Below are 21,957 nucleotides of genomic sequence, written 5' to 3' on the forward strand. Positions count from 1 at the left end.
AGGCGGGTGTCAGCCGACCTGGAGGCTGACGTCGTCGACCACGAAGGAGGTCTGGAGGGACTGGTCCTCGACCCCCTGGAACTGCAGGGTGACGGTCTGGCCGGCGAAGGCGGAGACGTCGTAGGTCTTCAGGACGTAGCCGGAGTTGGCGTTGACGTTGGACAGGGTCTCCAGCGTCTTGCCGCCGACCGAGATCTTGAAGGTGTCGTACACGACGTTCTCGTTCTCGTCGGTGTCGATGTGGAGGTAGAAGGAGAGCTGGTGGACGGTGCAGCCCGACGGGATGGCCAGCGACTGGGAGGCGCTGTCCGTGCGGGGGGAGCCCCAGCCGTTGAGCCAGGCCATGTACGAGCCGCTGTGCGCGACCTCGCCGGACTGGTTGGTGATGACGCCCGTGGTGGCGCTCCAGGGGCTGGTGCCGTTCTCGAAGCCGCCGTTCGCGACGACCTGGCGCGGGGTGCAGGTGCCGCCGCCTCCTGAGACGGTCAGGGTGTAGGTGGTGGTGTGGCTGACGGTGCCGGAGCCGGTGACCGTCAGGGTGTACGTGCCCTGCGCGGTGCCCGCGCCGACCTGTACGGAGAGGGTCGAGGACTGGCCGGACTGCACGGAGGCGGGGCTGAGCGTGGCGCTCACGCCGGAGGGCGCGCCGGAGACGCTCAGGGCTACGGTCTGGGCGGCTCCGCTGACGGTGCTGGTGTTGACGGTGGAGGTGACGCTGCCGCCCGGGTTGGCGCTGCCCGCGGCCGGGCTGGTGGCGAGGGAGAAGTCCTGCGCGGGGGTCTCGCCGCCGACGGCCTGCTTCCAGATGGCGTAGGCGACGCCGTCGGCGCTGCGGTCGAGGACCGTGGCGCTGATGTTGTTCGTGGTGTCGCAGGCGCTGTGGTAGCAGGAGTCGTACGCGGCGTTCGCGGTGCCGCCCCACTTGGCGGCCTGCGCGGAGGTCTTGCGGGCGCTGGCTCCGGCCGCGTAGCCGGAGGTGGGGATGCCGGCCTGCTGGAAGGAGTAGTCGTCGCTGCGGCCCTGGCCCTCGGTGTTCTCCTCGGGAGCGAGGTTCAGTGAGGTCCAGTACGCCTTGAGGGGGGCGGCGGTAGTGGAGTTGACGTTGTTGATGAAGTAGCCGCCGTTGGTGGAGCCGACCATGTCGAAGTTGTAGTAGCCCTTGATGGCCGACCGCTGGGCGCTGCTGAGCTGGTTGACGTAGAACTCCGAGCCGTTGAGGCCCTGTTCCTCGTCGGTCCACCAGGCGAAGCGCACGTGCTTGGTCAGGGTGGCGGGGTTCTTCTGCGCCAGGACCAGCGCGTTCTCCAGCAGGGTCGCGGAGCCGGAGCCGTTGTCGTTGATGCCCGGGCCGGCGGAGACGCCGTCGAGGTGGGCGCCGAACATGACCGTCTGGTCGGCGGGGCCGCCCGGCCAGTCGGCGATCAGGTTGTTCGACGGGTAGGTGCAGGAGGAGCAGTTCTGCTCGGTGACGGTGTAGCCGGCGGCCTGGAGCTTGCCCTTCACGTACGCGAGGGACTGGGTGTAGCCGGCGCTGCCGGCGCGGCGGTTGCCGCCGTTCTGCGAGGCGATGGTGTTGAACTGCGCCAGGTGGGCCTGGACGTTGGCCACGCTGATGTCCGGCGGGGTGGTGCCGGGCGGGGTGCCGCCCACGTTGAGCGTGTAGTCGACGGTGTGCGCCAGGCTCGGGCCCTGGCCCTTGACGACCACGGTGGAAGTCCCGGGCGCCGCGCTGGAGTTCGCGGAGAGGGTCAGCGTCGAGGACTGGCCGGACTGCACGGTGGCCGGGCTGAAGGTGGCGGTGACCCCGGCCGGCAGGCCGGTGGCGCTGAGGGTCACCTGCTGGGCCTGGCCGGTGGTGGTGCTGGTGGCCACGGAGGTGGTGACCGAGCCGCCCTGCTGGACGGTGCCCGAGGCCGGGTTGAGGGCGAGCGAGAAGTCGTCGTTCTGGCCGCTGGGGGTGCAGGTCGGGTCGCCGGACTGGGCGGGGACGCTGATGGCGTCCCAGGCGGCCTTGGTCTTGTTGAAGAGGTTGCAGGTGGTCGGGTCGAGCGACTTGGCGGAGCTGAGGGTCGCCGTACGGTACTTCTTGTAGGACATGCCGCTGGTCTTGAGCAGCATCCCGCCGTAGAAGATCTTGCCGGCGTTCTGCACGCCCACGCCGGTCAGCGTGCTGGAGTTGCAGGTGCTGCTGTTGGGCTTGCCGCCGCCGGGGTTGGTGCCCTCCGCGAGCAGGTAGAACCAGTGGTTGAGCGGGCCCGCGGCGGCGTGCACCTCGGTGCCGGGTATCGCGGAGCTGTAGCAGGCCGGGTCGTTGTTGACGGCCGGCGGGTTGTACATGTTCCGGATCGGCCCGCGGCCCTGGAGGTTGATCATCTCGCCGACGGTGTAGTCCGGGACGTCGTACGGGGCCGGTTCGTTGATGTAGGCCTCGGTGAGCGCGCCGAAGATGTCACCGGTGCCCTCGCCCAGTCCGGACTCCTGGCCGCTGGTGCCGCCGGGGGTGTTGGAGTCGATGGCGTGCCCGTACTCGTGGCCCACCACGTCCACGCCGGCGATCCACTCGTTGGCGCTGTTGTGCCCGATGGTGACCGAGCTGCCGTCCCAGTAGGCGTTGAGGTCGCCCAGGCCGACCTTGCCGGGGAAGCTGCGGCCGTTGCCGCTGATCCCGTTGCGGCCGAGCCATTGGCCGAGCATGTCCCACTGCTTCTGCGCGGCGAACATGAGGTCCGTACAGCCGGTCTCCTTGGAGGTGGCGTTGCTGCTGCCCCAGGAGTCGGTGGACTTCGAGAAGACGCTGCCGGTGCTGTAGTCGGCGCAGCTGAGACCGGGTCTGTTCGGGTCGCGCAGGGAGTAGGTGCCGCCCGAGGCGGTGGTGTCGATCGTGAGCGGAGCGGGGCCGTTCCACTTGCTGGTGCCGCTGCCGGCGACGACCTCGTCGTGGCGGTCGACGATCTTGCCGGTGCGGGCGTCCACGAACACGTGCAGTTTGCTCGGGGCGGTCCTGGTGCTGCCGGAGAGGACGGTCTCCCAGGCCAGGACCGGCTTGTCGTCCTTGAGGCGGATGACGAGCCGGCTGTCGAGGACCTTGTCCACCGTGGCCAGTTCGGCGCGGGAGGCGGCCTCGGCCGCCTTCGCGGTGACGGTGGGGGTGGTCGCGACGTCGATCACCGTCGCGGAGGCGGACTGCAGGGCGCGGATCTTCCCCTCGCCGTCGGCGAGGACCACGGCGTCGCCGCCGACGACCGGCAGGCCGCGGTAGCTGCGTTCGTAGGCGACGGAGTACAGGTCCTGCACCCAGGGGGTGACCAGGCGCCGGTCGTACTGCTGCTGGGGCGAGTTGACGAGGGTGTCGAGGCCGCTGCGGACGGCCGCGTCGGCGGCGGCGACCGCCCGCGCGGCGGATCTCGGTGGTTCGGCCTGCTTCTGCGGGGTGGCCGACGCGGTGCCGGCCAGCGCGCCGGCGAGGCTCGCGGTCAGCGCCATGGCGGCCGCGGACGCCATCCATCTGGTGGGCTGCAAGAGTCCACTCCGATCGTGTGTGGGGGGTCTGGCTGGCTGTTCGCCGCCGAGTATGGACGTGGACATGGCGAGATTGGGACATCCCTGCGGGCATAAGACCCGCGTTATGGTGCGGCCGCGTCACCCTGCGTAAGCTGCCCGGATGCAGCTGGAGTTGAGGCATCTGCAAGCCGTCTGCGAGATAGCGGAGGCCGGCAGCCTGGGGGGCGCGGCGCGGCGGCTGGGGATCTCACAGCCGGCGCTTTCGGCCCAGTTGCGCAGGATCGAACGGGTCACCGGCGGCGAGCTCTTCGTCCGCGGCCGGCAGGGGGTGGAGCCCACCCCGCTGGGCCAGTTCGTCCTGGCCAAGGCGCGGCGCGTGCTCAGCGAGATGGACGCGCTCGGCGCCGACACCCGCGCCATGTCCGCCGACGAGCCGCTGCGGCTCGGCTGCATCATGCTCGTCCTGCTCGACGGGCTGCTCGCGCGGACGGATCTCGCCCTGTCCGGGCGGGAGGTCAGCGTGGACCTGGAGGACTCGGCGACGGCTCTGGTACGGATGCTCGGCGCGGGCCGGTACGACGTGATCGTGTACGGCGAGGTGAACGACCACGTGGTCCCGCTGCCCGGCGGGGTCCTGGCGCGGACCCTGGTCCCCAAGGAGCCGTTCTGCATCCGGATGTCGGACCGGCACCCCCTGGCGCAGCGGGACGGCGTCGAACTGGCCGAACTGGCCGGTGAGCAGTGGATGACGCTGGTGGAGGATGACGACGGCGGCCCCGAGGCGCTGGTCGAGGCCTGCGCGAAGGCGGGCTTCGTCCCGTCACTGCGCTACCGGATCGTCGACCGCAAGATGCGGCACGACCTGATCGCCGCGGGCCGTGCGATCGCCCTCAGCCAGCCCACCGCACCCGCCGCCGAGGGCACGGTGATGCGGCCCCTGACCGGCGCCCCGATCACGGGCCGCATCCGCATCGCCTGGAACCGCTCCGCGGTCTCCGCGCTCCAGGCGGACGTCCTCTACCGCGCGGCGGCGGGGGCCTATCTGGCCAACGTGGACAACCACCCCTTCCACCGGGCCTGGTGGGACGCCCACCCGGAGCTGCACCCGTCCCTCGACTGACCCGCCGGGTCCCCGCGGCGCGGTCAGGCCCGGTCGTGGGCCGGGGCGTACGGCGCCTGGGGCAGGGCCAGCTGGGCGAGGTCGGCGGCCAGGTAGTCCAGCCAGGCCATCGCCGCGAAGAACACCGGTTCCGCGGTGGACGGTTCGCTGCGCAGCGGGGCGGGCCCCGGTTCGGGGGCGCCGGCGGGTTCGGCCGCGTGGCGCAGCCCGGCCGCCACCCAGGCCCCGTACTCCCGGATCCCGGCGGCCTCGGCCGGGCCCGGCGGCGGTCCGTCCGGGCTGTGCAGCAGCCGCCGGGCGCCCCAGAGGACGTGGTGGCCGGTCATGATGGCCGCCTGCCAGTCCCGGCCGGGCGCGGCCGGGCGCTGGCGTTCGCTCTGGTACTGGGCGTAGGCCGACTCGGCCATGGTCAGCGCGCGCTGCACCCGCGGGTCGTCGGGCCCGGGGGCCGGGGGCTCGGCGAGGTCGGCGGTGGTCGCCTCGACGTCGTCAGCGGCGGCGCGCAGCAGTGCGGCGACGGCGCGCTCCAGTTCGTCGTGGGCCCCGCGCGGCCAGGCCAGCAGTCCGCACACCATGCCGATCAGACTGCCGATCAGCACGTCCAGGAAGCGGACCTCGGCCAGCTGCCAGGTCACGGGCGACAGCTGGGCGAAGACCATGGACACGACCAGCGTGAACAGCGCCTGCGTCCAGCCCACGCCCTTCACCGGCCCCAGGCAGAAGGTGACCAGCATCAGCGGGGGCAGCACGATCGCGTAGACGGTGCTCGCCCCTCCGGCCAGTCCCAGGACCACGCCCGCGGCCAGCGCTCCGAGGCAGGTGCCGGTGAGCGCGACGCGGACGGTGGCGCGGGTCTGCACGGCGGTGGTGCGGGTCAGGCTGAGGACGGCGAGCATCGCCCAGAAGCCGTGCGGCAGGGAGTCGAGGCCGGCCACGGTGCGGGCGACGGCGAGGGCCAGGGCGAGCCGGACGGCGTTCTGGAAGTGCACCGACCGCGGGCCGGTGTGCGCGGCGAGGCGGTGCCACCACAGCCGGGGAGCGCTCTGCCCGGCGTACCAGAACCGGTCCGGCGGATCCGCGACCCCCGCCGCGCGGCCCTCCACGGCGAGCTCGGCCGCCCTGCGGAGCACCAGCGCGGCGTCGGCCACCTCCAGCAGCGCGGCGTGCCGGGGCCCGGAGCCCCCTTCCGGTACCGGTGTACGGGCGACCGCGGCGCGCAGGCTCCGCAGCGGCTCGGAGCCGGTCGCGGGCGGGCGCCCCTCGCGCAGCAGCGCCGAGGTTCCGTCGGCCGACTCCCGGACCGCCCGTACGAGGTCGGGCCGGGGCTGGTGGGAGGGCGGGCCGGGCGCCGGTCCGGGCAGGAAGCGGAGCCGGGCCAGCAGGGTGCGTGCGGCCAGGCCGGTGTGGGCCAGCGCCCGTTCGCGCAGGCCGGGTCCGGAGGGCCGTTCCGCCTCGGGGACGCGGGAGGGCCGCAGTGCCTCGGCCGCCGCCCGGGCCCGTTCGGCCTGCGCGGCGGTGAGGGTGTGGGGCGGCCGTTCCAGAGCGGCGGCGCAGCGGGCGGCTTCGGCCGCGGCGTCGGCGGCCCGGTCGCGGTACCTCGGGACGGGCGGGTCGGGCAGGAGGTACGCCTCGGCGAGGGCCAGCAGGACTATCCCCGTCAGGGTGCCGGCGAGCCGCTCGCCGAGCGTGTCCGGGGCGTACGGCGGGAAGCTGGGCAGGATGTACAGCAGCTGGAGCCCGGGCGCGGCGCCCGCCGGCCGGGGTCCGGCCGCCGGGCCGAAGGCGAGGCAGAAGCCGATGACCAGCATGCCGGCCACCGCGGTCCAGGTCCGTACGGCGAGGTAGCTGCCCGCCACCACCAGTACGCAGGCCAGGGGCAGGACGCGGGTCATGACGGCGGCCCGCTGCCGTCCCGTGCCGGGGATCCGGGACAGCCCGCCCAGGGAGACGGCTCCGAAGAGGGCGTAGGTGGCGGCCACGGGCCGGTCCAGCCCGTACAGGAACACGTAGAAGCCGATGCAGGAGGCGAGGGTGAGCCGGACGGCCCGGCGTGCGGCCGCCGGCACCGCGCCGGCGCCCGTACGGAGCTCCTGGAGGGCACTCACCCTTTCAGCGTCCCACGGGCGGCCCGGCACGGATATCCGGAGGCCGGTGCGGGAGGGCCCCTAGGCGGTCTCGACCCGGAGCTGGTGCACCCGCAGGTGGAGGGTGGCGAGATCGAGCAGCGGGGTGGGTACGGACAGGGCGCGGGCGCGCGCGGTGAGGTCTCCGAAGACGTGCTCCACCTCGGTGGCGCGGCCGGAGAGCAGGTCGCGGTACATCGAGGGGGTGAGCGGCGACCCGGCGGCGGTCACGGTGCGGGTGGTGAATTCGAGCTCGGTGTCGGGGACCGGGTGGCCCGCGGCGGCGGACACGGCGGCGGCTTCCGCGAGGACGGCCCGGGCCAGGCCGGGGCCGCCGGGAGCGGCGTTGACCTCGCCCACGGCTCCGCGCATCAGGCAGGTCACGGCGGCGAGCGTGGTGATGAAGACCCACTTGTGCCACATGGCGGCGACGATGTCGGGGACCTCGGGGCTGTCGATGCCCGCGCCGGTGAGCGCGGCGCGGACGGCGTCCAGGCGGGCGGAGGGCTTGCCGTCGCGTTCACCGGTGAGCAGGCTGGTGGGCGGAGCCATCCGGACGATGTCGCCGTTGCCGTCGAGGGTGGTGACCACCTTCGCGACGCCGCCGAGTACGGCGCGGTCCCCGAACCGGGCGGCGATGAGGTCGAGGTGGGCCAGGCCGTTGAGCATCGGGACGACGGAGGTGGCCGGGCCGACCGCCGGGGCCACGTCGCGCAGCGCCTGTTCGAGGGCGGTGGACTTCACCGAGAGCAGGACCAGGTCGTAGCTCCCCGCGAGGGTGTCGGCGGTCGTCAGCTGCGGGGTGAGGCGGAGCTCTTCGCCGGGTCCCGTGACCCGCAGGCCGCGGGCCCGCAGCTCGGCGGCGCGCCCGGGCCGGACGAGGAAGGTGACGTCCTGTCCGGCGTGGGCGAGGCGGGCACCGAAGTAGCCGCCGGCCGCGCCGGCTCCGACTGTCAGGATTCTCATGCGGGCAGGCCTTTCGTGAGGGGAAGGGGCTGGAGGAGGCGGTGCGGCCGGTGCAGGGCCGCGGTGACGGGGTCGTCGTCCGGGGCCGGCCCCGGCAGCCCCGGGCCGGGTACGACGAGCAGGTCGGCGACGTCCACGGCGGCTCCGCAGCCGGCGCAGCGCCCGTCGGGGGCGACCGGGCCGTCGTCGGCGGCGTGCCGGAACGCCCGGCGGGGTCCGCCGGGCGCCGGCTGGTGTTCCTCGCCCCAGTGGGACAGGGCCCGGACGGCGGGCCAGAGCCGGATGCCCTTGTCCGTGAGGACGTACACCTCGCGCCGGCCGCCCTCGGTCACCCGGGCGAGCACCCCGGCCCCGACGAGGAGGCCGAGCCGGTCCGTGAGGACCGCGCGCGGGATGCCGAGGTGGGCGGCGAAGTCCCCGAAGCGGCGCACCCCGAGGAAGGCGTCGCGTACGAGGAGCAGCGTCCAGCGTTCGCCCACGACCTCCATGGCGCGGGAGAGCGAGCAGGTCTGGCCGCGGTAGTCGCGAGGCAGCGTCATATGGGCACCGTAGCCCATCAGTTCGGTCACTGAACTGATTTTCTCCGGATTCCCATCCCCTCGGACGCGGCCGGCGGGACGGGCGTACGCTGGATGCGCCATGATCAACGACAACTGAGGGACGGCCAGTGGGGACAGCCAGTTCTGTGCGGATAGAGTCCGAAGCCGAACTGCGGGAGCTGCTCGGGGAACCAACCCCGCGGGCCGCGCAGAAGGACCGCCCGTCGCTGCACCAGTACGACAAGGAGTGGCTGGCGCAGTCGCCGTTCTGCCTCATCGGCACGGCGGCGGCCGACGGTTCCTGCGACGTGTCACCGAAGGGGGACCCGCCCGGGTTCACCCTGGTCCTCGACGACACGACCATCGCCGTGCCGGACCGCCCCGGCAACAGGCGCGCCGACGGCTTCCGCAACGTGCTGTCCAACCCTCAGGTCGGGCTGCTCTTCCTGATCCCCGGGCGCTCCGAGTCCCTGCGGATCAACGGCCGGGCGCACCTGGTCCGGGAGGCTCCCTACTTCGACGAGATGGTCGTCAGGGGCAACCGGCCGCAGGTGGCCCTCGTCGTCGAGATCGAGACGGTCTTCTTCCACTGCGGCAAGGCCCTGCTCCGCTCCAACCTGTGGAAGCCGGAGTCCTGGGACCCGCTGGCGGTCCCCTCGCGGGCCCGCATCGCCAAGAGCCTGGAGCGCACCGACCAGACGCTGGAGGAGCTGGAGCGCCACTACGGGCCCCAGTACGCGGAGCACATCTACGAGTAGCCGCGGCGGGCTCCCCCTCAGTGCCTCGTCCCGTGCTCGGTCGGGACGCACAGCACCGGAACCGGTGAGAGGTGCAGCAGCTTGTGCGGGGTGGAGCCGAGGAGGGCGCCGCGGATCGGGCTGTCGCCCCAGGTGCCGACGATGATGACGCGGGCCCCGTGCCGTTCGGCGGCGTCGAGCAGGGCCTGGGCCGGCTTCTCGTCGACCACCTCGACCGCCGAGGGCACCCCCGCCTCGTCCGCGGCCTCCACGGCCCGGGCGAGCGCGCTGCGTCCGGCCTGGAGGACCGCCTCGCGGTGCGCCCGGTACTCCTCCCCGCCGGCTCCGGGTGCGGCCGCGCCGTAGACGAGCACCAGGGGCTCGCCGAAGGCGGTGGCCACCTCCAGGGCCACGCGCAGGGCGCGTTCCGCGCCCGGCGATTCGTCGTACCCCAGCACCACTGCCATGGGACTCCTTCAGGACTTCTCGGCCGTGGGCTTCTTGGCGTGGACGAGCGCGGGGTCGGCCACCCCTCGCCGCTCCTGCCAGAACCGGCCGTCCCGGACCCGCCAGAAGCACATGACGAGCACGCCGACGAGGGCGATCCCGATCCCGATGACCAGCGGCGGGCCGAGGCCGAACCAGGAGGCGCCGCCGGCGGAGTTCGCCGGGTTCGACATGTCGCCGATCGACTCCACCAGGAGCCAGGCCAGCAGGCCCGCGCCGACCAGCGGGCCGAGGCCGATGAGCAGGAAGTTGTGCGCGCTCTCCGTCAGGTGGCGGCGGTAGTAGATCGCGCAGGCCAGGCCGGTGAGCGCGTAGTAAAAGGCGATGAGCAGCGAGAGCGCGGTCAGCGAGTCCAGGAGGGCGTTCTCGCTGATCTGGTTGACGATCAGGTACCAGCCGATGGCGATGGCGGCCACCCACCAGGTGCTGACGTCCGGGGTCCGGAAGCGCGGGTGGATGCGCGCGAGCCCGTGGGGTAGCGCGTGCCGGCGGGCCATGGACAGGGCGGTGCGGGAGGCGGGGATGATCGTGGTCTGGGTGGAGGCCAGCGCGGAGGTGCAGACGGCGAGGAGCACCATCCAGTCCCAGCCGCCCATCACCTCGTGGGCGAGTACGGCGAAGACGGCCTCCTCCTCGTCGGCGTTCTCGGCGAGGAACTCCGTACCGGCGTAGGCGACGACGGCGAAGCCGACCGACAGGTAGGTCACCAGCAGCACCACGGTCGACCAGATGCCCGCCTTGCCGGGCGCGGTGGCGGAGTCCTCCACCTCCTCGGTGAGGTTGACCGCCGACTCCCAGCCCCAGTAGATGAACACGCCGAGCAGCAGTCCGCCGGTGAGGGCCGCGCCGCCCGCGCCGAAGGGGTTGAGCCAGGTGATGGCGGGTTTGATGGAGTCGAGGGTGCTGGTGCCGGCGTAGACGCGGTAGATGGCGACGACCGCGAAGGCGAGCAGGAAGAAGACCTGGGCGAGGATCAGCACGTCCTGGAGCCGCGCCGACATCTCGGTGCCGATCACGCACACGGCCGTCATCGCGAGGATCACCACGACCGTGAGGCCCTGCCGGACCAGCTGGTTCGCGGCCCAGCTGTCGAGTCCGGCGGCGAGCAGGCCGAAGTGGACGGCGACGTCGGCCAGCGAGCCGATGACCAGGACGCCGGTCATGGTGATCGCCCAGCCGCCCAGCCAGCCCGCCCAGGGGCCCATGGCCCGGGTCACCCAGGAGAAGGTGGTCCCGCAGTCCTGGTCGACCTTGTTCAGGTAGTAGAAGGCGGAGGCGATCAGCAGCATCGGCACGAAGGACGCCAGCATCACGCCGGGGGCGTAGATCCCGGCCAGGGCCACGATCGGACCGAGGACGGCGGCCAGCGAGTAGGCGGGCGAGGTGGAGTTCAGCCCGATCACGAGCGCGTCGAGGAAGCCGATCGCATTGGCTTTGAGCGCGGCGTCCGGGATCGCTCCCTCCGGTCCGCCGACTGCGCCGTCCTGGGCCATGTACGCATCCTCACGCACCCGCCGCCGCCGCGCGAGGCGGCGCGGCGGCGGCGGGTGTGCCCGGCCGTCCGGGCCGGGGCGTCAGTCGACCGACTGGGCGAAGCGGAAGAAGCGGTGGGGGTCGTACGCGCGTTTGACGCTCTGCAGCCGCGCGTAGTTGCGGCCGTAGTACGCCTCCCGCCAGTTCGTCAGCGCCGGGTCCATGTAGTTCTGGTACGAGCGGCGGCTGGAGCGCGGGTACAGCGCGGCGTAGCCGCCGTCGACCCAGGCCTGGGCCCGCTCGCGCTGCTCCCGGGCAGGGTCGGCCACGGCGAGGCCCACCTGGAACCCGGCCTCGAAGAGCACGTCGCGGTGGACGAACGCGGTGGCGCCGGGGGCCACCTCGTTGATCCGCCCGCCGTACGAGAACAGCCCCAGGAAGCGGAACTGGCCGGGCTGCGGGTCGGAGCGCAGGACGGCGAGCGCGGCCTTCGCGGTCGCGCGGGTCCAGCGCTGGTCGAAGTACACGTTGCGGTACGTGGCGTAGTTCTCCCGGGCCAGCCGGGCCCGCGGGGAGTAGCCGATCCGGTGGCACTCCTCGACCGTGGCGTCCGCGCAGCCGTACACCTTCATCATGGCCTGCTGGTACGGGAGCTCGGCGGCCTCCCGGCTCGTGCTCGGCCGGCCCGCCGAGGCGATCAGCCGGTCCAGGTGGCGGTCGGCGGCGCCGAGGGCGCCCAGGTAGGCGCCGGAGACCACGACGGTGGGGGCCGTGCCCTCCGGCGAGTCCTCGGGGAGCAGGACGAACAGTTCCGAGGCCAGTTCGCGGGGCGCCCCGGATATCCAGTCCTGCCAGGCCAGGATCACGTCGACGGCCCCCGCTCCGTCGAAGGTGAGGCTGTAGACGGACATCGAGGGCACGCTGACGGGCCGCATCTCCAGGTCGGTGACCACGCCGAAGTTGCCGCCCCCGCCGCCGCGCAGCGCCCAGTACAGGTCCGGGTGGGTGTCCGCCGAGGCGTCGACCACCGAGCCGTCGGCCAGGACGACGCGTGCGGAGACGAGCCGGTCGCTGCCCATGCCGAAGGCGCGGGCCGTCAGCCCGAGCCCGCCGCCCTGCACCCAGCCGCCGACGGCGACGGTCGGGCAGGTGCCCGAGCCGAGCTGGAGCCCGAGGGGGGCCAGGGTGTTCAGGATGTCGACGCCCTGGCTGCCGGGGCCGACCCGGACCGTGGTCCCGGACGGGCGGATGCCGTTCAGCCGGGAGACGTCGATGACCAGGCCGGTGGTGGTCGAGTAGCCGGCCTGGCTGTGGCCGCCGCTGCGGATCGCCGTGGGCATGGCGTGGTCCTGGGCGAAGCGGATGCAGTGGGCCACGTCGGCGCTGTTCGCGCAGTACGCGACGGCCTGCGGCCGGATCACGTCGTAGCGGGCCATCTGGAGCTGTTTGGCCAGGTCGTACGTGGGGTCCTGGGGCAGTACCAGGTCGCCGGTCAGGCGCTCGCGGAGCCTGGCCAGCGGGGCGGGGCGCTCGCCGGCCAGGGCGGCGGGCACGAAGACCGTGCCGGAGGCCGCGAGGGTGGCGGCGCCGGTCGCGGCGCCGGCTCTGATGAGTGTGCGTCTGCTGATCACGTGGGTGGCTCCCCCGGTAGGAACGGTGAGGTGGGTCGCGGGCCGGTCAGGATGGTGCGGAGCGGCGGGTGCGGAAGGCGGGGTCCGCCTGTCGCAGCAGTTCCCGCGCGTCGTCGAGCGGTGGGCGGATCCACTGCTCGATGAGGGTGCGCTTGAGGGTCTTGGCCTGCGTACCGGTGAGGCGTACGGTGCGCTCCCAGCCGGTGGTGGAGACCGCCCCGGCCTCCCCGAGGTCCAGGGTGGTGACGTACGGGGCGGGGCGGAACGGGAGGGGCGCCCGGCCGGTCAGGCTCGCGGCGGCGTTGTGCCCGGCGTGCTTGCCGAGCGGGATGGCGTACTGGCAGCTCGGCAGCACCGGGTGGTCCGCGTCGGCCCGCGCGGCGGCGGTGTCCCCCGCCGCGTAGACCCCCGGTACCCCGGTGACCTGGAGGAACTCGTCCACCTCCAGGCGGCCGATCGGGTCCCGGCTTCCCGGGACCAGGGCGGTGAGGGGGCTGGCGGCGACCCCGCCGGTCCACACGACGGTGTGGGCGGGCAGCAGGGTCCCGTCCGAGAGGGCGGCCGCGTACGGTTCCACCCGCTCCAGCGAGGTGGCCGGCCGGGTTTCGACACCGAGCCGGGCGAGGGCCTCGGAGATCACCGGCCTGGGGCCTGGGCCGAGGCCGGGAGCCAGGACGTCGGCGCGTTCGACGAGGACCACCCGCACCTGCGCGGCGGCCCCGTGGGGTGCGGCGATCGCGCGGAGCCGGCCGACGAGTTCGGTCGCGGTCTCCAGGCCGGTGAAGCCGGAGCCGACCACGAGCACGGTGAACCGGCCCGGTCCGGCTGGTCCGTGGGGCAGCCCGCGCAGGTGGGTGTCCAGGGCGGTGGCGGAGTCCATGGCGTCCACGTCGAACATCAGGGCGGCGCCCGGGAGCGCGGGGCGGAGCAGGCGGCTGCCGCTGGCCAGGATCAGCCGGCCGTAGCCGAGGGCGAGTTCGCGGCCCGAGCGGTCGGCGGCGGTGATCCGCCGCCCGGCGGTGTCGATGCCCGTCACGGTCGCGGCCGCGCGCCGGACGCCGACCGGGTCCAGGATCCCGCCGAGCGGGACCCGCATGGTGTGCGGATCGGCCTCGTAGAGCCGCGGCCTGAGCACCAGGTCCTCCCCGGGGCTGACCAGGGCGACCGAGCGGCGGTGCGCTCCCGCCGCCCGGAACTCGCGGACGGCAGCCGCCGCGGCCCAGACCCCGGCGAAGCCCCCGCCGACGACGACGATGTCGGGCATCGCGCTCAGCCTTCCGCGCGGGAGCCCGGGGCGGCTCCGGCGGCGGGGTACCTGGTGACCCGGTCGAGCAGGGCGTGTACGGCGTCCACGACCTCCACCGCCTCGAAGCCGTCCGGGGTGACGGGGACGTCCACGGCGTCGGGGGCCCCGGCGTGGCCCGCCCGGCCGTCCCCGGCCAGCAGCGGCAGCACGGCGGCGAGCAGCAGGGCGAGCCGGCCGCCGTTCTCCGCGGTGAGGGCCATCGCCCCCTCCCCCAGGGCGGCGCGGACGCGGGGCGCGGTGAGGGTGCCGTCCCCCGCCGAGGCGGTGAGCAGGAGGCCGCCGATGCGGACCTCCAGGGTGGTGGGCGCCCAGCGGGCCGCCTCGAAGTCCCGGCTCAGCGAGTCGAGCAGGGAGCGGACATGGGTGGGGGCGGCCGGCTCCGCGAGGGGGGAGCGGACCGTCACGGGGGCGTGCGTGGTCATGCCGCCAGCCTCGGGGCCGCCGCACAGGGCGCGGCCAAGGACCGGCAAGGGGACGGCAGGGCGGGGGCGGAAATCCACGGCCGGCGGGGCGGAAATCAACGGCCGACGGGGGGAAGTCCACGGCCGGCAGGGGGAAGTCCACGGCCGGCAGGGGGAGTCCACGGCCGGCGGCCTCGGAGACCGCCCGTCTCAGACCTCGGCCGCGAAGTGCAGGGCGCCGATCGACAGCCCGTGCCGGTGGTAGAAGCGGTGGGCCGCCTGGTTGGTGACCCCGGAGTCCAGTTCCAGGCGTACGCAGTCCTCCTCGCGCGCCCGGGACTTCAGCGCGGCCAGCAGCAGGGCGCCGGTCCCGGCCGAGCGGCGGGCCGGGTCGGTGACGAGGTCGTCGACGAACAGCACCCGGCCCCGGCTGGTGGCGAGGACGCGGTGCCCGGCCACGCCGAGGCAGCGGCCGGTCTCGTCGTAGGCGGCGGTGAACACCAGTCCCTGCGCCTGCGCTTCGGCGGCGAAGGCCGCGAAGGCCTTCTCGTCGAGTGCGGGCCGCAGCGCGCGGATGAGCGGGCCGACGTCGGCGGTGATGCGCGGATCGCCCGCGGGCACCTCGTACAGCGCCACGGTGGGCGGCGTGGTCGTGGTCATGGCGGGCAGCGTACGAAGGGTGCCCGGGCCGCCGGTCGAGCGGCGGCCTCGCCCGACTTGACGTGTCGGCAAGGGGACTTGACGGACCCGGGCGGCGTGCGTCGGCATCCTCGAACCCCGAGGTGACACACCGGGGAGGGACAGGTGACGTACCTCGGGCGGTGATCGGCTCCGGCCGCCCGCGGGCCCGCGAACCGCACCAGAATCCGGGCCATGCGTGCTGCGTACATAGAAGAACTCGGTCCTCCCGACGCCATCCGGTACGGCGAGCTGCCCCCGCCCCGGCCGGGGCCGGGCGATGTGCTGGTCGACGTCGAGGTGAGCGCCGTCAACCATGTGGACACCTTCGTCCGTTCGGGTGCCTGGCGGACGCCGGTGCCGTTCCCGTTCGTCGTCGGCCGGGACCTCGTGGGCACGGTCGTCGAAGCGGGTCCCGGCGCCCCGGGGTTCGCGGCGGGCGACCGGGTCTGGTGCAACAGCCTCGGCCACGCGGGCCGCCAGGGGGCGGCGGCGGAGCGGGTGGCCGTGCCGGCCGACCGGCTCTACCACCTGCCGCCGGGCGTGGACCCGGTGGACGCGGTGGCCCTGGCGCATCCGGCGGCCACGGCGCACCTCGCACTGTTCACCCACGGCCGGGTGCGGGCCGGTGAGACGGTCCTGGTCCTCGGCGCCGCGGGGAACGTGGGCAGCGCGGCGGTGGTGATGGCCGCGCAGGCGGGGGCCAGGGTGGTGGCCGTGGCCGCCGGGCGCGACGGCGCGTACGTCCGCTCGCTGGGCGCCCGCCACGTCATCGACTACGCCGAGGAGGACGTGCCCGCGCTGATCCGGGCCGCGGCGCCCGCCGGGGTGGACGTGTACATCGACACCTCGGGCCGCAACGACCTGGAGACGGCGGTGGAACTGCTTGCCTCCCGGGGCCGGGTGGTGGTCCTCGCCGGGCTGCGCACCCGCCCCGTTCTCCCGGCGGGCGCGCTGTACCTCCAGGACCGTTCGGTGCTGGGCTTCGCGATCTCCCATGCCCGGACGCACGAACTGGCCGACGCCGCCGCGAACATCAACCGGCTGCTGGCGGACGGGCTCCTCAAACCGCACGCGACCGAGGTGCTGCCGCTGAGCGCGGCGGGCACGGCGCACCGCCGGCTCGGCGAGGGAAAGGTGCGCGGAAAACTCGTGCTCCGCGTTTCCTGACGCATTTTACGAATTCATGCGCGCACCCTCTCCGCCGACCTGACGGAAAGCATTTCCGGCCGTTGACCGGCCGATCCGACGAAGACAGGATCTCAGCCATGACGAACATCATCGAAACCTCTCCGCTGTTCGAACTCAGCGCCCGCATCCGGGTGGACGCGACCCCCGAAGCCGTTTATTCAGTGGTCAGCGATCTGCCGCGCAGCGCCGAATGGAGCCCGGAATGCATGGGCGGTGAGTGGATTTCCGGAGAGCCCTCCGCGGTCGGTTCGATATTCCGCGGCGAGAACCTGCGCAGCGAGCAGGTCGTCGCCTGGGCCCCGCTGGTCCGCGGCACCTGGTACACGGAAGCGCGGGTCACGGCCGCCGAACCCGGCCGGACCTTCCGCTGGATGATGCTCACGCACGCCCAGGAGGACCAGGAAAGCATCTGGGGATTCGACGTCGAGGCCGACGGTACGGGTTCGGTGCTCACCCACCACTTCCGGATGGGAAAGGCGACCGCCGGAATCCACAAGATCGTCGCCGATCTGGACGAGGCCGGGCGCAAGAAGTTCGTCGAAGACTGGACGGCCAAGCTGGTGCAGGACCTCGACGCCACCCTCTCCCGCATCAAGGACGTCATCGAGAAGGCCTGAATTCGGATCAGGACCGGCCCGAGCACAAAACGTTCCAGCCACAGACGAGAGAGTGACGCATGTTTCTCCAGCGCATAGGAAACAAGGGAATCCGGCTCGGCACGCTGTTCGACCGCGCGGCCGCCCGGCACCCCGGCAATTTCGTGATCCTCGACCACGACCTCGACATCGCCCCGGAGCTCGCCCGCCGCGCCACGCTGACCGAGGTGGCCGAGCTGGTGGCCGAACTCGCCTCCCGGCTCTGGTCGGTCCAGGTCCGCCCCGGCGACCACGTGGTGGTGCACAAGGGCGACGGTTTCGACATCACCCTGCTGGCCTGCGCGATCGCCCGGATCGGAGCCGTCCCGGTGCTGCTGTCGCCGAAGCTGGACGGGGAGACCGTCGCCGAACTGCTGCGGCGCGTGGGCCGGCCGTTCCTGATCACCGACCAGGACAAGCTGGAGCACTCGCTGCCCGGGGAGGTCATGACCCTCGCCCGGCAGGTGCTGCTCGCCTCCGGGGAGTACGAGGGCGCGACCGCGTTCGGCGCCCTCGCCGGGGCGCCCCGGGTGCCGGCCGTCAGCATGCCCGCCGACCACCCCACCCTGATCACGCACACCTCGGGCACCACCGGCACGCCCAAGCTCGCCGTGCACACCGGCACCAGCTTCCAGGCACGCTACCGCCCGCAGGCCACCGTGGTGTCCACGGCGGTCCGGCGCAGCGAACCGATCGCCGTGCACGTGTCGTTCGTGCACTCGCGGATGTTCACGGCCATGCCCATCGCCGTCCTCCAGGGGCACCCGCTGATCGTGCTGCGCGACGACGACCCGAAGACGGTGGGAGACCTGTTCAGCCAGGTGCCGCCGGGGTTCATCGAGGCGCACCCCAACACCTTCCTGCGCTGGGAGGTGCTGGCCGAGGACCCCCGCCGGCCGCTGGCCAACGTCAAGTACTTCTCCAGCACCTTCGACGCGATCCACCCGCGGACGGTGAACCGGCTGCTCCGGGCCTCCGGCCGGAAGAACCGCCGCTTCGCGCAGGCCTACGGCCAGAGCGAGGTCGGACCGATCGCGGCCCGTACGTACTCCCTCAAGGACGGCGCCGACTTCAACGGCCGCTGTGTGGGCGTGCCGTTCCCCGGGATGACCGGCGTCCGTGTCGTCAGCCGCGACGGCAATCCGCCGGACCGGGACAACCCGGGCTGGATCGAGGTCCGCAGCGACGGCCGGATCATCAGCTACCTCGGCGAGCACCAGCGCTGGGAGAAGCAGGTCAACGACGGCTGGTGGCGGATGGGCGACGTCGGCTACCGCACGAAGTGGGGCTGCCTGCACCTGCTGGACCGCGAGGTGGACGAGATCCCGGGCGTCAAGAGCACGCTGGAGATCGAGGACAAGCTGTTCACCCGGGTCCCCGAGCTGGTCGAGGTCATCATCATCCCCGGCCCCGACGGCTCCGCCGTCCCGGTGGTCAGCACCCGGGACGACAAGCCGCTGGACCTGGCCGCCTGGCGGTCCGCCGTGGCCGGCCTGCCGCCGCTGGCACAGCCCGTGCAGTGGCGGCTGGAGGACCTTCCACAGACCGCGACCACGAAGATCAAGCGCCTGGAGCTGGCCCGTCTGCTCGGCGCCCGGGAATCCGCCGGATCCGCCAACTAGCCGTTCGCGCACCGTAGGAATGGGAGTTCCGCAATGAAGAAGAGCCGAGTAGAGCTCGCCGTCATCGGCGCCGGACCGCGCGGACTGTCGGTCCTGGAACGGCTGATCGCCGCCGAGCGGACCGCGCCCTCGCGCGAGGGCGTCGTGGTGCACGTCGTGGACCCCTCCGCGCCCGGTGCCGGGACGGTGTGGCGCACCGCCCAGTCCCGGCACCTGCTGATGAACACCGTCGCCTCCCAGATCACCGTCTTCACGGACCAGAGCGTCCGCATCGACGGTCCCATCGAGCCGGGGCCGAGCCTGTACGAGTGGGCCCAGAGCGTGGCCCTGCTCGGCGACCGCGACAGCCACGACGAGGCCACCTTGGCCGAGGCCCGCCGGATGGGCCCGAACACGTACCCCACGCGCGCCTTCTACGGCACCTACCTGGGCGACTGCTTCCGCAGGGTCGTCGAGAGCGCGCCCGGCCACGTCACGGTGCACGTGCACCGGACGCGGGCGGTCGCCATGGCCGACACCCACGGGGTGCCCGGCGGGCCGCAGGGCGTCCGGCTGGAGAACGGCGTCCGGCTCAACTCGCTGGACGCCATCGTGATGGCCCAGGGCCACGTGCCGGCCCGCCTGACCAGCCGGGAGGCCCGTACGGCGAGCCTGGCCCGGATCCACCACCTGACGTACCTGACCCCCGCCAATCCGGCGGACCTCGACCTGAGCGGGATAGCCGCCGGCCAGAACGTTCTGCTGCGCGGCCTGGGCCTGAACTTCTTCGACCACATGGCACTGCTGACGGCCGGCCGCGGCGGCACCTTCGAGCGCGAGGACGGGAAGCTGGTGTACCGCCCGTCGGGCGACGAGCCCCGGATGTACGCGTTCTCCCGGCGCGGCATCCCCTACCACGCGCGCGGCGAGAACGAGAAGGGCGCGCACGGGCGTTACTACCCGCGGCTGCTGACGGCGCAATTCATCGCCGCGCTCAAGGAGAACGCCCGGGAGGGCCGGCCGGTCAGCTTCAGCGCCGACCTGTGGCCGCTGATCTCCCGCGAGGTGGAGAGCGTCTTCTACGCCACCCTGCTCGCGCAGCGCGGCCAGGACGCCGAGCTGCGCGAGGCGTTCACCGAGCGGTACCTGGCGCTGGAGCCGGACGCCGACCCCGCCGCACTGCTGGCGGAGCACGGGATCGGGGAGTCGGAGCGCTGGGACTGGGAGGGCCTGTCCCGCCCTTACGGCGACCGGGAGTTCGCCGGCCGCGCCGATTTCACCGCCTGGCTGCTCGACTACCTGGCGCGCGACGTGGCCGCCGCGAAGCAGGGGAACGTCAGCGGACCGGTGAAGGCCGCGCTGGACCTGCTGCGCGATCTGCGCAACGAGATCCGGCTCGCCGTCGACCACGGCGGGCTGGAGGGCAACTCGCACCGCGACGACCTGGAGGGCTGGTACACCCCGCTCAACGCCTTCCTGTCCATCGGGCCGCCGGCCTCCCGGATCGAGGAGATGGGCGCCCTGATCGAGGCGGGGGTCCTCACGGTCCTCGGCCCCGGGGTGCAGGTGCGGATCGACACGACCGCGCAGCTGTACGTCGCCGAGTCCTCGGTGGTGCCCGGCCCCGCCATCCGGGCGACCGCGCTGATCGAGGCGCGGCTGCCGGAGCCCGATCTGCGGCGCACCGCCGACCCGCTGCTGCGCCACCTGCTCGACACCGACCAGGCGGTCACCTACCGCATCGCCGCCGAGCAGGGCACCAGTTACGAGACGGGCGGGCTGGCGGTGACGGAGCGGCCGTTCCACATGCTCGACGCGCGCGGGCGGGCCCATCCGAGGCGGTTCGCGTACGGGGTGCCGACCGAGTCCGTGCACTGGGTGACCGCGGCGGGCATCCGCCCGGGCGTGGACTCCGTGACGCTCGGGGATTCCGACGCCATCGCCCGCGCGGTGCTGGACCTGCCCGCGGTGGCCCACGTACCGGCCGGGCTGGGTCCGGTGGACGCCGGCACCGACCTCACCGGAGTGATCGTCTGATGGCCGGCGGTCTGCGCCTGGTGGACCCGGACGCGAAGGCCCCGGCGGCCGAGGCCGAGCCGGGGCCCCGGGTGGACCCGGACTCGGGGCTGCTCTCCCCGGTCCGGGCCGGCACCCCCGTCGAGGCCGTGACCGGGGACCCCGCGTGGCTCCAGGCCATGCTGGACGCCGAGGCCGCGCTGGCCCGGGCGCAGGCCCGGCTGGGCACGCTGCCCTGGCCGGCCGCCGACGCCATCACGGAGGCGGCCCGGGCGGAACTGCTCGATCTGCGCGAACTGGCCGTGGCGGCGCGGGAGACGGCCAATCCGGTCGTCGGGCTCGTGCGGGCGCTGACCGCGGAGGTCGCGTCGCGCTCCCCGGAGGCCGCCGAGTACGTCCACCGCGGCTCCACCAGCCAGGACATCTTCGACACCGCGGCCATGCTGGTCGCCCACCGCGCGCTGGCGCTCGTACGGGAGGACCTGGCGCGTACGGCGCGGGCCCTGGCCCAGCTGGCCGGGGAGCACGGGGACACCCTGATCGCCGGCCGGACGATGGCGCTGCACGCCGTCCCGACGACCTTCGGGCTGAAGGCCGCGGGCTGGCTCCAGCTGGTGCGCGAGGCCGGGGAGCGGCTGGCGCGGGTCCAGGAGCAGGGGCTGCCCGTCTCCCTGGGCGGGGCGGCCGGCACCCTGGCCGGCTACATCGAGTACGCCGTGCTCGACGGCCGGGAGGGCTCCGAGGAGGTGCTGGACCCGGGTGCGTTCCACGACCGGCTGGTCGCCGCGTACGCCGCCGAGACGGGCCTGGCCCGGCCGGCGCTGCCCTGGCACAGCCTGCGCACACCGCTCGCGGACCTGGCCGCCGCGCTCGCCTTCACGGCGGGGGCGCTCGGCAAGATCGCCGTGGATGTGCAGGGCATGGCCAGGACCGAGGTCGGGGAGCTCGCGGAGCCGGGCGGGGCCGGGCGCGGGAGTTCCTCCGCGATGCCGCACAAGCGCAATCCGGTGCTGTCCACGCTGATCCGCAGCGCTGCTCTGCAAGTACCCGCGCTGGCAGGGGCACTGACGGCCTGTCTGGTGTCGGAGGACGAGCGGTCGGCGGGCGCCTGGCACGCCGAGTGGCTGCTGCTGCGGGAGTGCCTGCGGCTGGTGGGCGGGGCCTCGCACACGGCCGTGGAACTGGCCGAGGGGCTGGAGGTCAAGGCGGAGCGGATGCGCGCCAACCTGGACCTGACCGGAAGCCAGGTGGTCTCCGAGCGGATCGTGGCCGTACTGGCCCCGAGGCTCGGAAAGGCCGTGGCCCGGAAGCTGTTGAACGAGGCCACCGCCGCTGCCGCCGCCGAGGGGCGCCGGCTGTCGGAGGTGCTCGCCGAAGCGCCGGAGCTGTCGGGGGTGCTGGGTCCGGCGGCGCTGGCCGGCCTGTGCGACCCGGCCGGGTACACGGGCGCGGCGCGGGCGCTGGTGGAGCGGGCGCTGAAGCGGACCTGAGCCGCCCCCGGCCCCTGCGGGGGCGGGCGGCACGCGTCCCCG

Annotated in this window: 17 protein-coding genes; 7 read left to right on the forward strand and 10 right to left on the reverse strand. The window is 73.6% G+C overall.

What is annotated here, in order from left to right; translation table 11 throughout:
* Positions 1-9: 9 nt before the first annotated feature.
* On the reverse strand, positions 10-3,501 hold the full coding sequence (locus tag ACZ4TG_RS32815) for a M28 family peptidase (RefSeq protein ID WP_468170354.1): 3,492 nt from the start codon (positions 3,499-3,501) through the stop codon (positions 10-12).
* A gap of 160 nt (positions 3,502-3,661) precedes the next feature.
* On the opposite strand from ACZ4TG_RS32815, the gene ACZ4TG_RS32820 reads away from it, so the two are divergent.
* The gene (locus tag ACZ4TG_RS32820; protein WP_468170079.1) at positions 3,662-4,621 is read left to right on the forward strand and encodes a LysR family transcriptional regulator; all 960 of its coding nucleotides are present in this window, start codon (positions 3,662-3,664) and stop codon (positions 4,619-4,621) included.
* 23 nt (positions 4,622-4,644) lie between these two features.
* Here the strand turns inward: ACZ4TG_RS32820 and ACZ4TG_RS32825 are convergent, their stop codons facing one another.
* The 3 genes from ACZ4TG_RS32825 to ACZ4TG_RS32835 are packed head-to-tail and all read right to left on the reverse strand — an operon-like array spanning position 4,645 to position 8,249.
* Positions 4,645-6,726, reverse strand: coding sequence for an FUSC family protein (locus ACZ4TG_RS32825; RefSeq protein WP_468170082.1), 2,082 nt, complete (start codon positions 6,724-6,726; stop codon positions 4,645-4,647).
* 60 nt (positions 6,727-6,786) lie between these two features.
* Positions 6,787-7,710, reverse strand: coding sequence for a 2-dehydropantoate 2-reductase (locus ACZ4TG_RS32830; RefSeq protein WP_468170085.1), 924 nt, complete (start codon positions 7,708-7,710; stop codon positions 6,787-6,789).
* Positions 7,707-8,249, reverse strand: coding sequence for a winged helix-turn-helix transcriptional regulator (locus tag ACZ4TG_RS32835; protein ID WP_468170088.1), 543 nt, complete (start codon positions 8,247-8,249; stop codon positions 7,707-7,709). The genes ACZ4TG_RS32830 and ACZ4TG_RS32835 overlap by 4 nt, the downstream gene beginning before the upstream one ends.
* 146 nt (positions 8,250-8,395) lie before the next feature.
* Between ACZ4TG_RS32835 and ACZ4TG_RS32840 the strand changes: the two genes are divergently transcribed.
* The gene (locus tag ACZ4TG_RS32840; RefSeq protein WP_468170091.1) at positions 8,396-9,007 is read left to right on the forward strand and encodes a pyridoxamine 5'-phosphate oxidase family protein; all 612 of its coding nucleotides are present in this window, start codon (positions 8,396-8,398) and stop codon (positions 9,005-9,007) included.
* A gap of 17 nt (positions 9,008-9,024) precedes the next feature.
* Here ACZ4TG_RS32840 and ACZ4TG_RS32845 read toward each other — a convergent pair whose 3' ends face one another.
* From ACZ4TG_RS32845 to ACZ4TG_RS32870, 6 genes are all read right to left on the reverse strand, one after another.
* Complete coding sequence (locus tag ACZ4TG_RS32845) at positions 9,025-9,453, reverse strand: universal stress protein (RefSeq protein WP_468170094.1); 429 nt, start codon at positions 9,451-9,453, stop codon at positions 9,025-9,027.
* Positions 9,454-9,462: 9 nt separating this feature from the next.
* Positions 9,463-10,986, reverse strand: a complete 1,524-nt coding sequence (locus tag ACZ4TG_RS32850; RefSeq protein WP_468170097.1) for an APC family permease — start codon at positions 10,984-10,986, stop codon at positions 9,463-9,465.
* An 81-nt stretch (positions 10,987-11,067) separates the two neighbouring features.
* Positions 11,068-12,597 (reverse strand): FAD-binding oxidoreductase, encoded by a 1,530-nt coding sequence (locus ACZ4TG_RS32855; protein WP_468170100.1) that lies wholly within the window; start codon positions 12,595-12,597, stop codon positions 11,068-11,070.
* 46 nt (positions 12,598-12,643) lie between these two features.
* Positions 12,644-13,861 carry an NAD(P)/FAD-dependent oxidoreductase gene (locus ACZ4TG_RS32860; RefSeq protein WP_468170103.1) on the reverse strand — a complete coding sequence of 406 codons (1,218 nt, stop codon included), beginning with the start codon at positions 13,859-13,861 and terminating at the stop codon, positions 12,644-12,646.
* Positions 13,862-13,866: 5 nt separating this feature from the next.
* A complete protein-coding gene (locus ACZ4TG_RS32865) occupies positions 13,867-14,325 on the reverse strand; it encodes a hypothetical protein (protein ID WP_468170106.1) in 459 nt (152 codons plus the stop codon).
* A gap of 189 nt (positions 14,326-14,514) precedes the next feature.
* Entirely contained in the window at positions 14,515-14,964 is a 450-nt protein-coding gene (locus ACZ4TG_RS32870; RefSeq protein WP_468170109.1) for a GNAT family N-acetyltransferase, read from the reverse strand.
* A 213-nt stretch (positions 14,965-15,177) separates the two neighbouring features.
* On the opposite strand from ACZ4TG_RS32870, the gene ACZ4TG_RS32875 reads away from it, so the two are divergent.
* From ACZ4TG_RS32875 to ACZ4TG_RS32895, 5 genes are all read left to right on the forward strand, one after another.
* Positions 15,178-16,152 carry an NADPH:quinone reductase gene (locus ACZ4TG_RS32875; RefSeq protein WP_468170112.1) on the forward strand — a complete coding sequence of 325 codons (975 nt, stop codon included), beginning with the start codon at positions 15,178-15,180 and terminating at the stop codon, positions 16,150-16,152.
* 98 nt (positions 16,153-16,250) lie between these two features.
* The gene (locus ACZ4TG_RS32880; protein ID WP_468170115.1) at positions 16,251-16,790 is read left to right on the forward strand and encodes an SRPBCC family protein; all 540 of its coding nucleotides are present in this window, start codon (positions 16,251-16,253) and stop codon (positions 16,788-16,790) included.
* 59 nt (positions 16,791-16,849) lie between these two features.
* Positions 16,850-18,430: a class I adenylate-forming enzyme family protein gene (locus ACZ4TG_RS32885; protein ID WP_468170118.1), complete on the forward strand. Its 1,581-nt coding sequence runs from the start codon at positions 16,850-16,852 to the stop codon at positions 18,428-18,430.
* A 33-nt stretch (positions 18,431-18,463) separates the two neighbouring features.
* A complete protein-coding gene (locus ACZ4TG_RS32890) occupies positions 18,464-20,446 on the forward strand; it encodes an FAD/NAD(P)-binding protein (RefSeq protein WP_468170121.1) in 1,983 nt (660 codons plus the stop codon).
* Entirely contained in the window at positions 20,446-21,915 is a 1,470-nt protein-coding gene (locus tag ACZ4TG_RS32895; RefSeq protein WP_468170124.1) for a nitrosuccinate lyase, read from the forward strand. Before ACZ4TG_RS32890 ends, ACZ4TG_RS32895 begins: the two co-directional genes overlap by 1 nt.
* Positions 21,916-21,957: the final 42 nt, after the last annotated feature.

It is taken from the genome of Streptomyces sp. NPDC028314 (genome assembly GCF_055565795.1).

What these genes read in the sequence shown, in the direction of transcription:
- ACZ4TG_RS32815 (WP_468170354.1), bottom strand. Translation starts at nt 3,501, where the DNA reads ATGGCGTCCGCGGCCGCCATGGCGCTGACCGCGAGCCTCGCCGGCGCG.
- ACZ4TG_RS32820 (WP_468170079.1), top strand. Translation starts at nt 3,662, where the DNA reads ATGCAGCTGGAGTTGAGGCATCTGCAAGCCGTCTGCGAGATAGCGGAG.
- ACZ4TG_RS32830 (WP_468170085.1), bottom strand. Translation starts at nt 7,710, where the DNA reads ATGAGAATCCTGACAGTCGGAGCCGGCGCGGCCGGCGGCTACTTCGGT.
- ACZ4TG_RS32835 (WP_468170088.1), bottom strand. Translation starts at nt 8,249, where the DNA reads ATGACGCTGCCTCGCGACTACCGCGGCCAGACCTGCTCGCTCTCCCGC.
- ACZ4TG_RS32845 (WP_468170094.1), bottom strand. Translation starts at nt 9,453, where the DNA reads ATGGCAGTGGTGCTGGGGTACGACGAATCGCCGGGCGCGGAACGCGCC.
- ACZ4TG_RS32850 (WP_468170097.1), bottom strand. Translation starts at nt 10,986, where the DNA reads ATGGCCCAGGACGGCGCAGTCGGCGGACCGGAGGGAGCGATCCCGGAC.
- ACZ4TG_RS32860 (WP_468170103.1), bottom strand. Translation starts at nt 13,861, where the DNA reads ATGCCCGACATCGTCGTCGTCGGCGGGGGCTTCGCCGGGGTCTGGGCC.
- ACZ4TG_RS32865 (WP_468170106.1), bottom strand. Translation starts at nt 14,325, where the DNA reads ATGACCACGCACGCCCCCGTGACGGTCCGCTCCCCCCTCGCGGAGCCG.
- ACZ4TG_RS32870 (WP_468170109.1), bottom strand. Translation starts at nt 14,964, where the DNA reads ATGACCACGACCACGCCGCCCACCGTGGCGCTGTACGAGGTGCCCGCG.
- ACZ4TG_RS32875 (WP_468170112.1), top strand. Translation starts at nt 15,178, where the DNA reads ATGCGTGCTGCGTACATAGAAGAACTCGGTCCTCCCGACGCCATCCGG.
- ACZ4TG_RS32880 (WP_468170115.1), top strand. Translation starts at nt 16,251, where the DNA reads ATGACGAACATCATCGAAACCTCTCCGCTGTTCGAACTCAGCGCCCGC.
- ACZ4TG_RS32885 (WP_468170118.1), top strand. Translation starts at nt 16,850, where the DNA reads ATGTTTCTCCAGCGCATAGGAAACAAGGGAATCCGGCTCGGCACGCTG.
- ACZ4TG_RS32890 (WP_468170121.1), top strand. Translation starts at nt 18,464, where the DNA reads ATGAAGAAGAGCCGAGTAGAGCTCGCCGTCATCGGCGCCGGACCGCGC.
- ACZ4TG_RS32895 (WP_468170124.1), top strand. Translation starts at nt 20,446, where the DNA reads ATGGCCGGCGGTCTGCGCCTGGTGGACCCGGACGCGAAGGCCCCGGCG.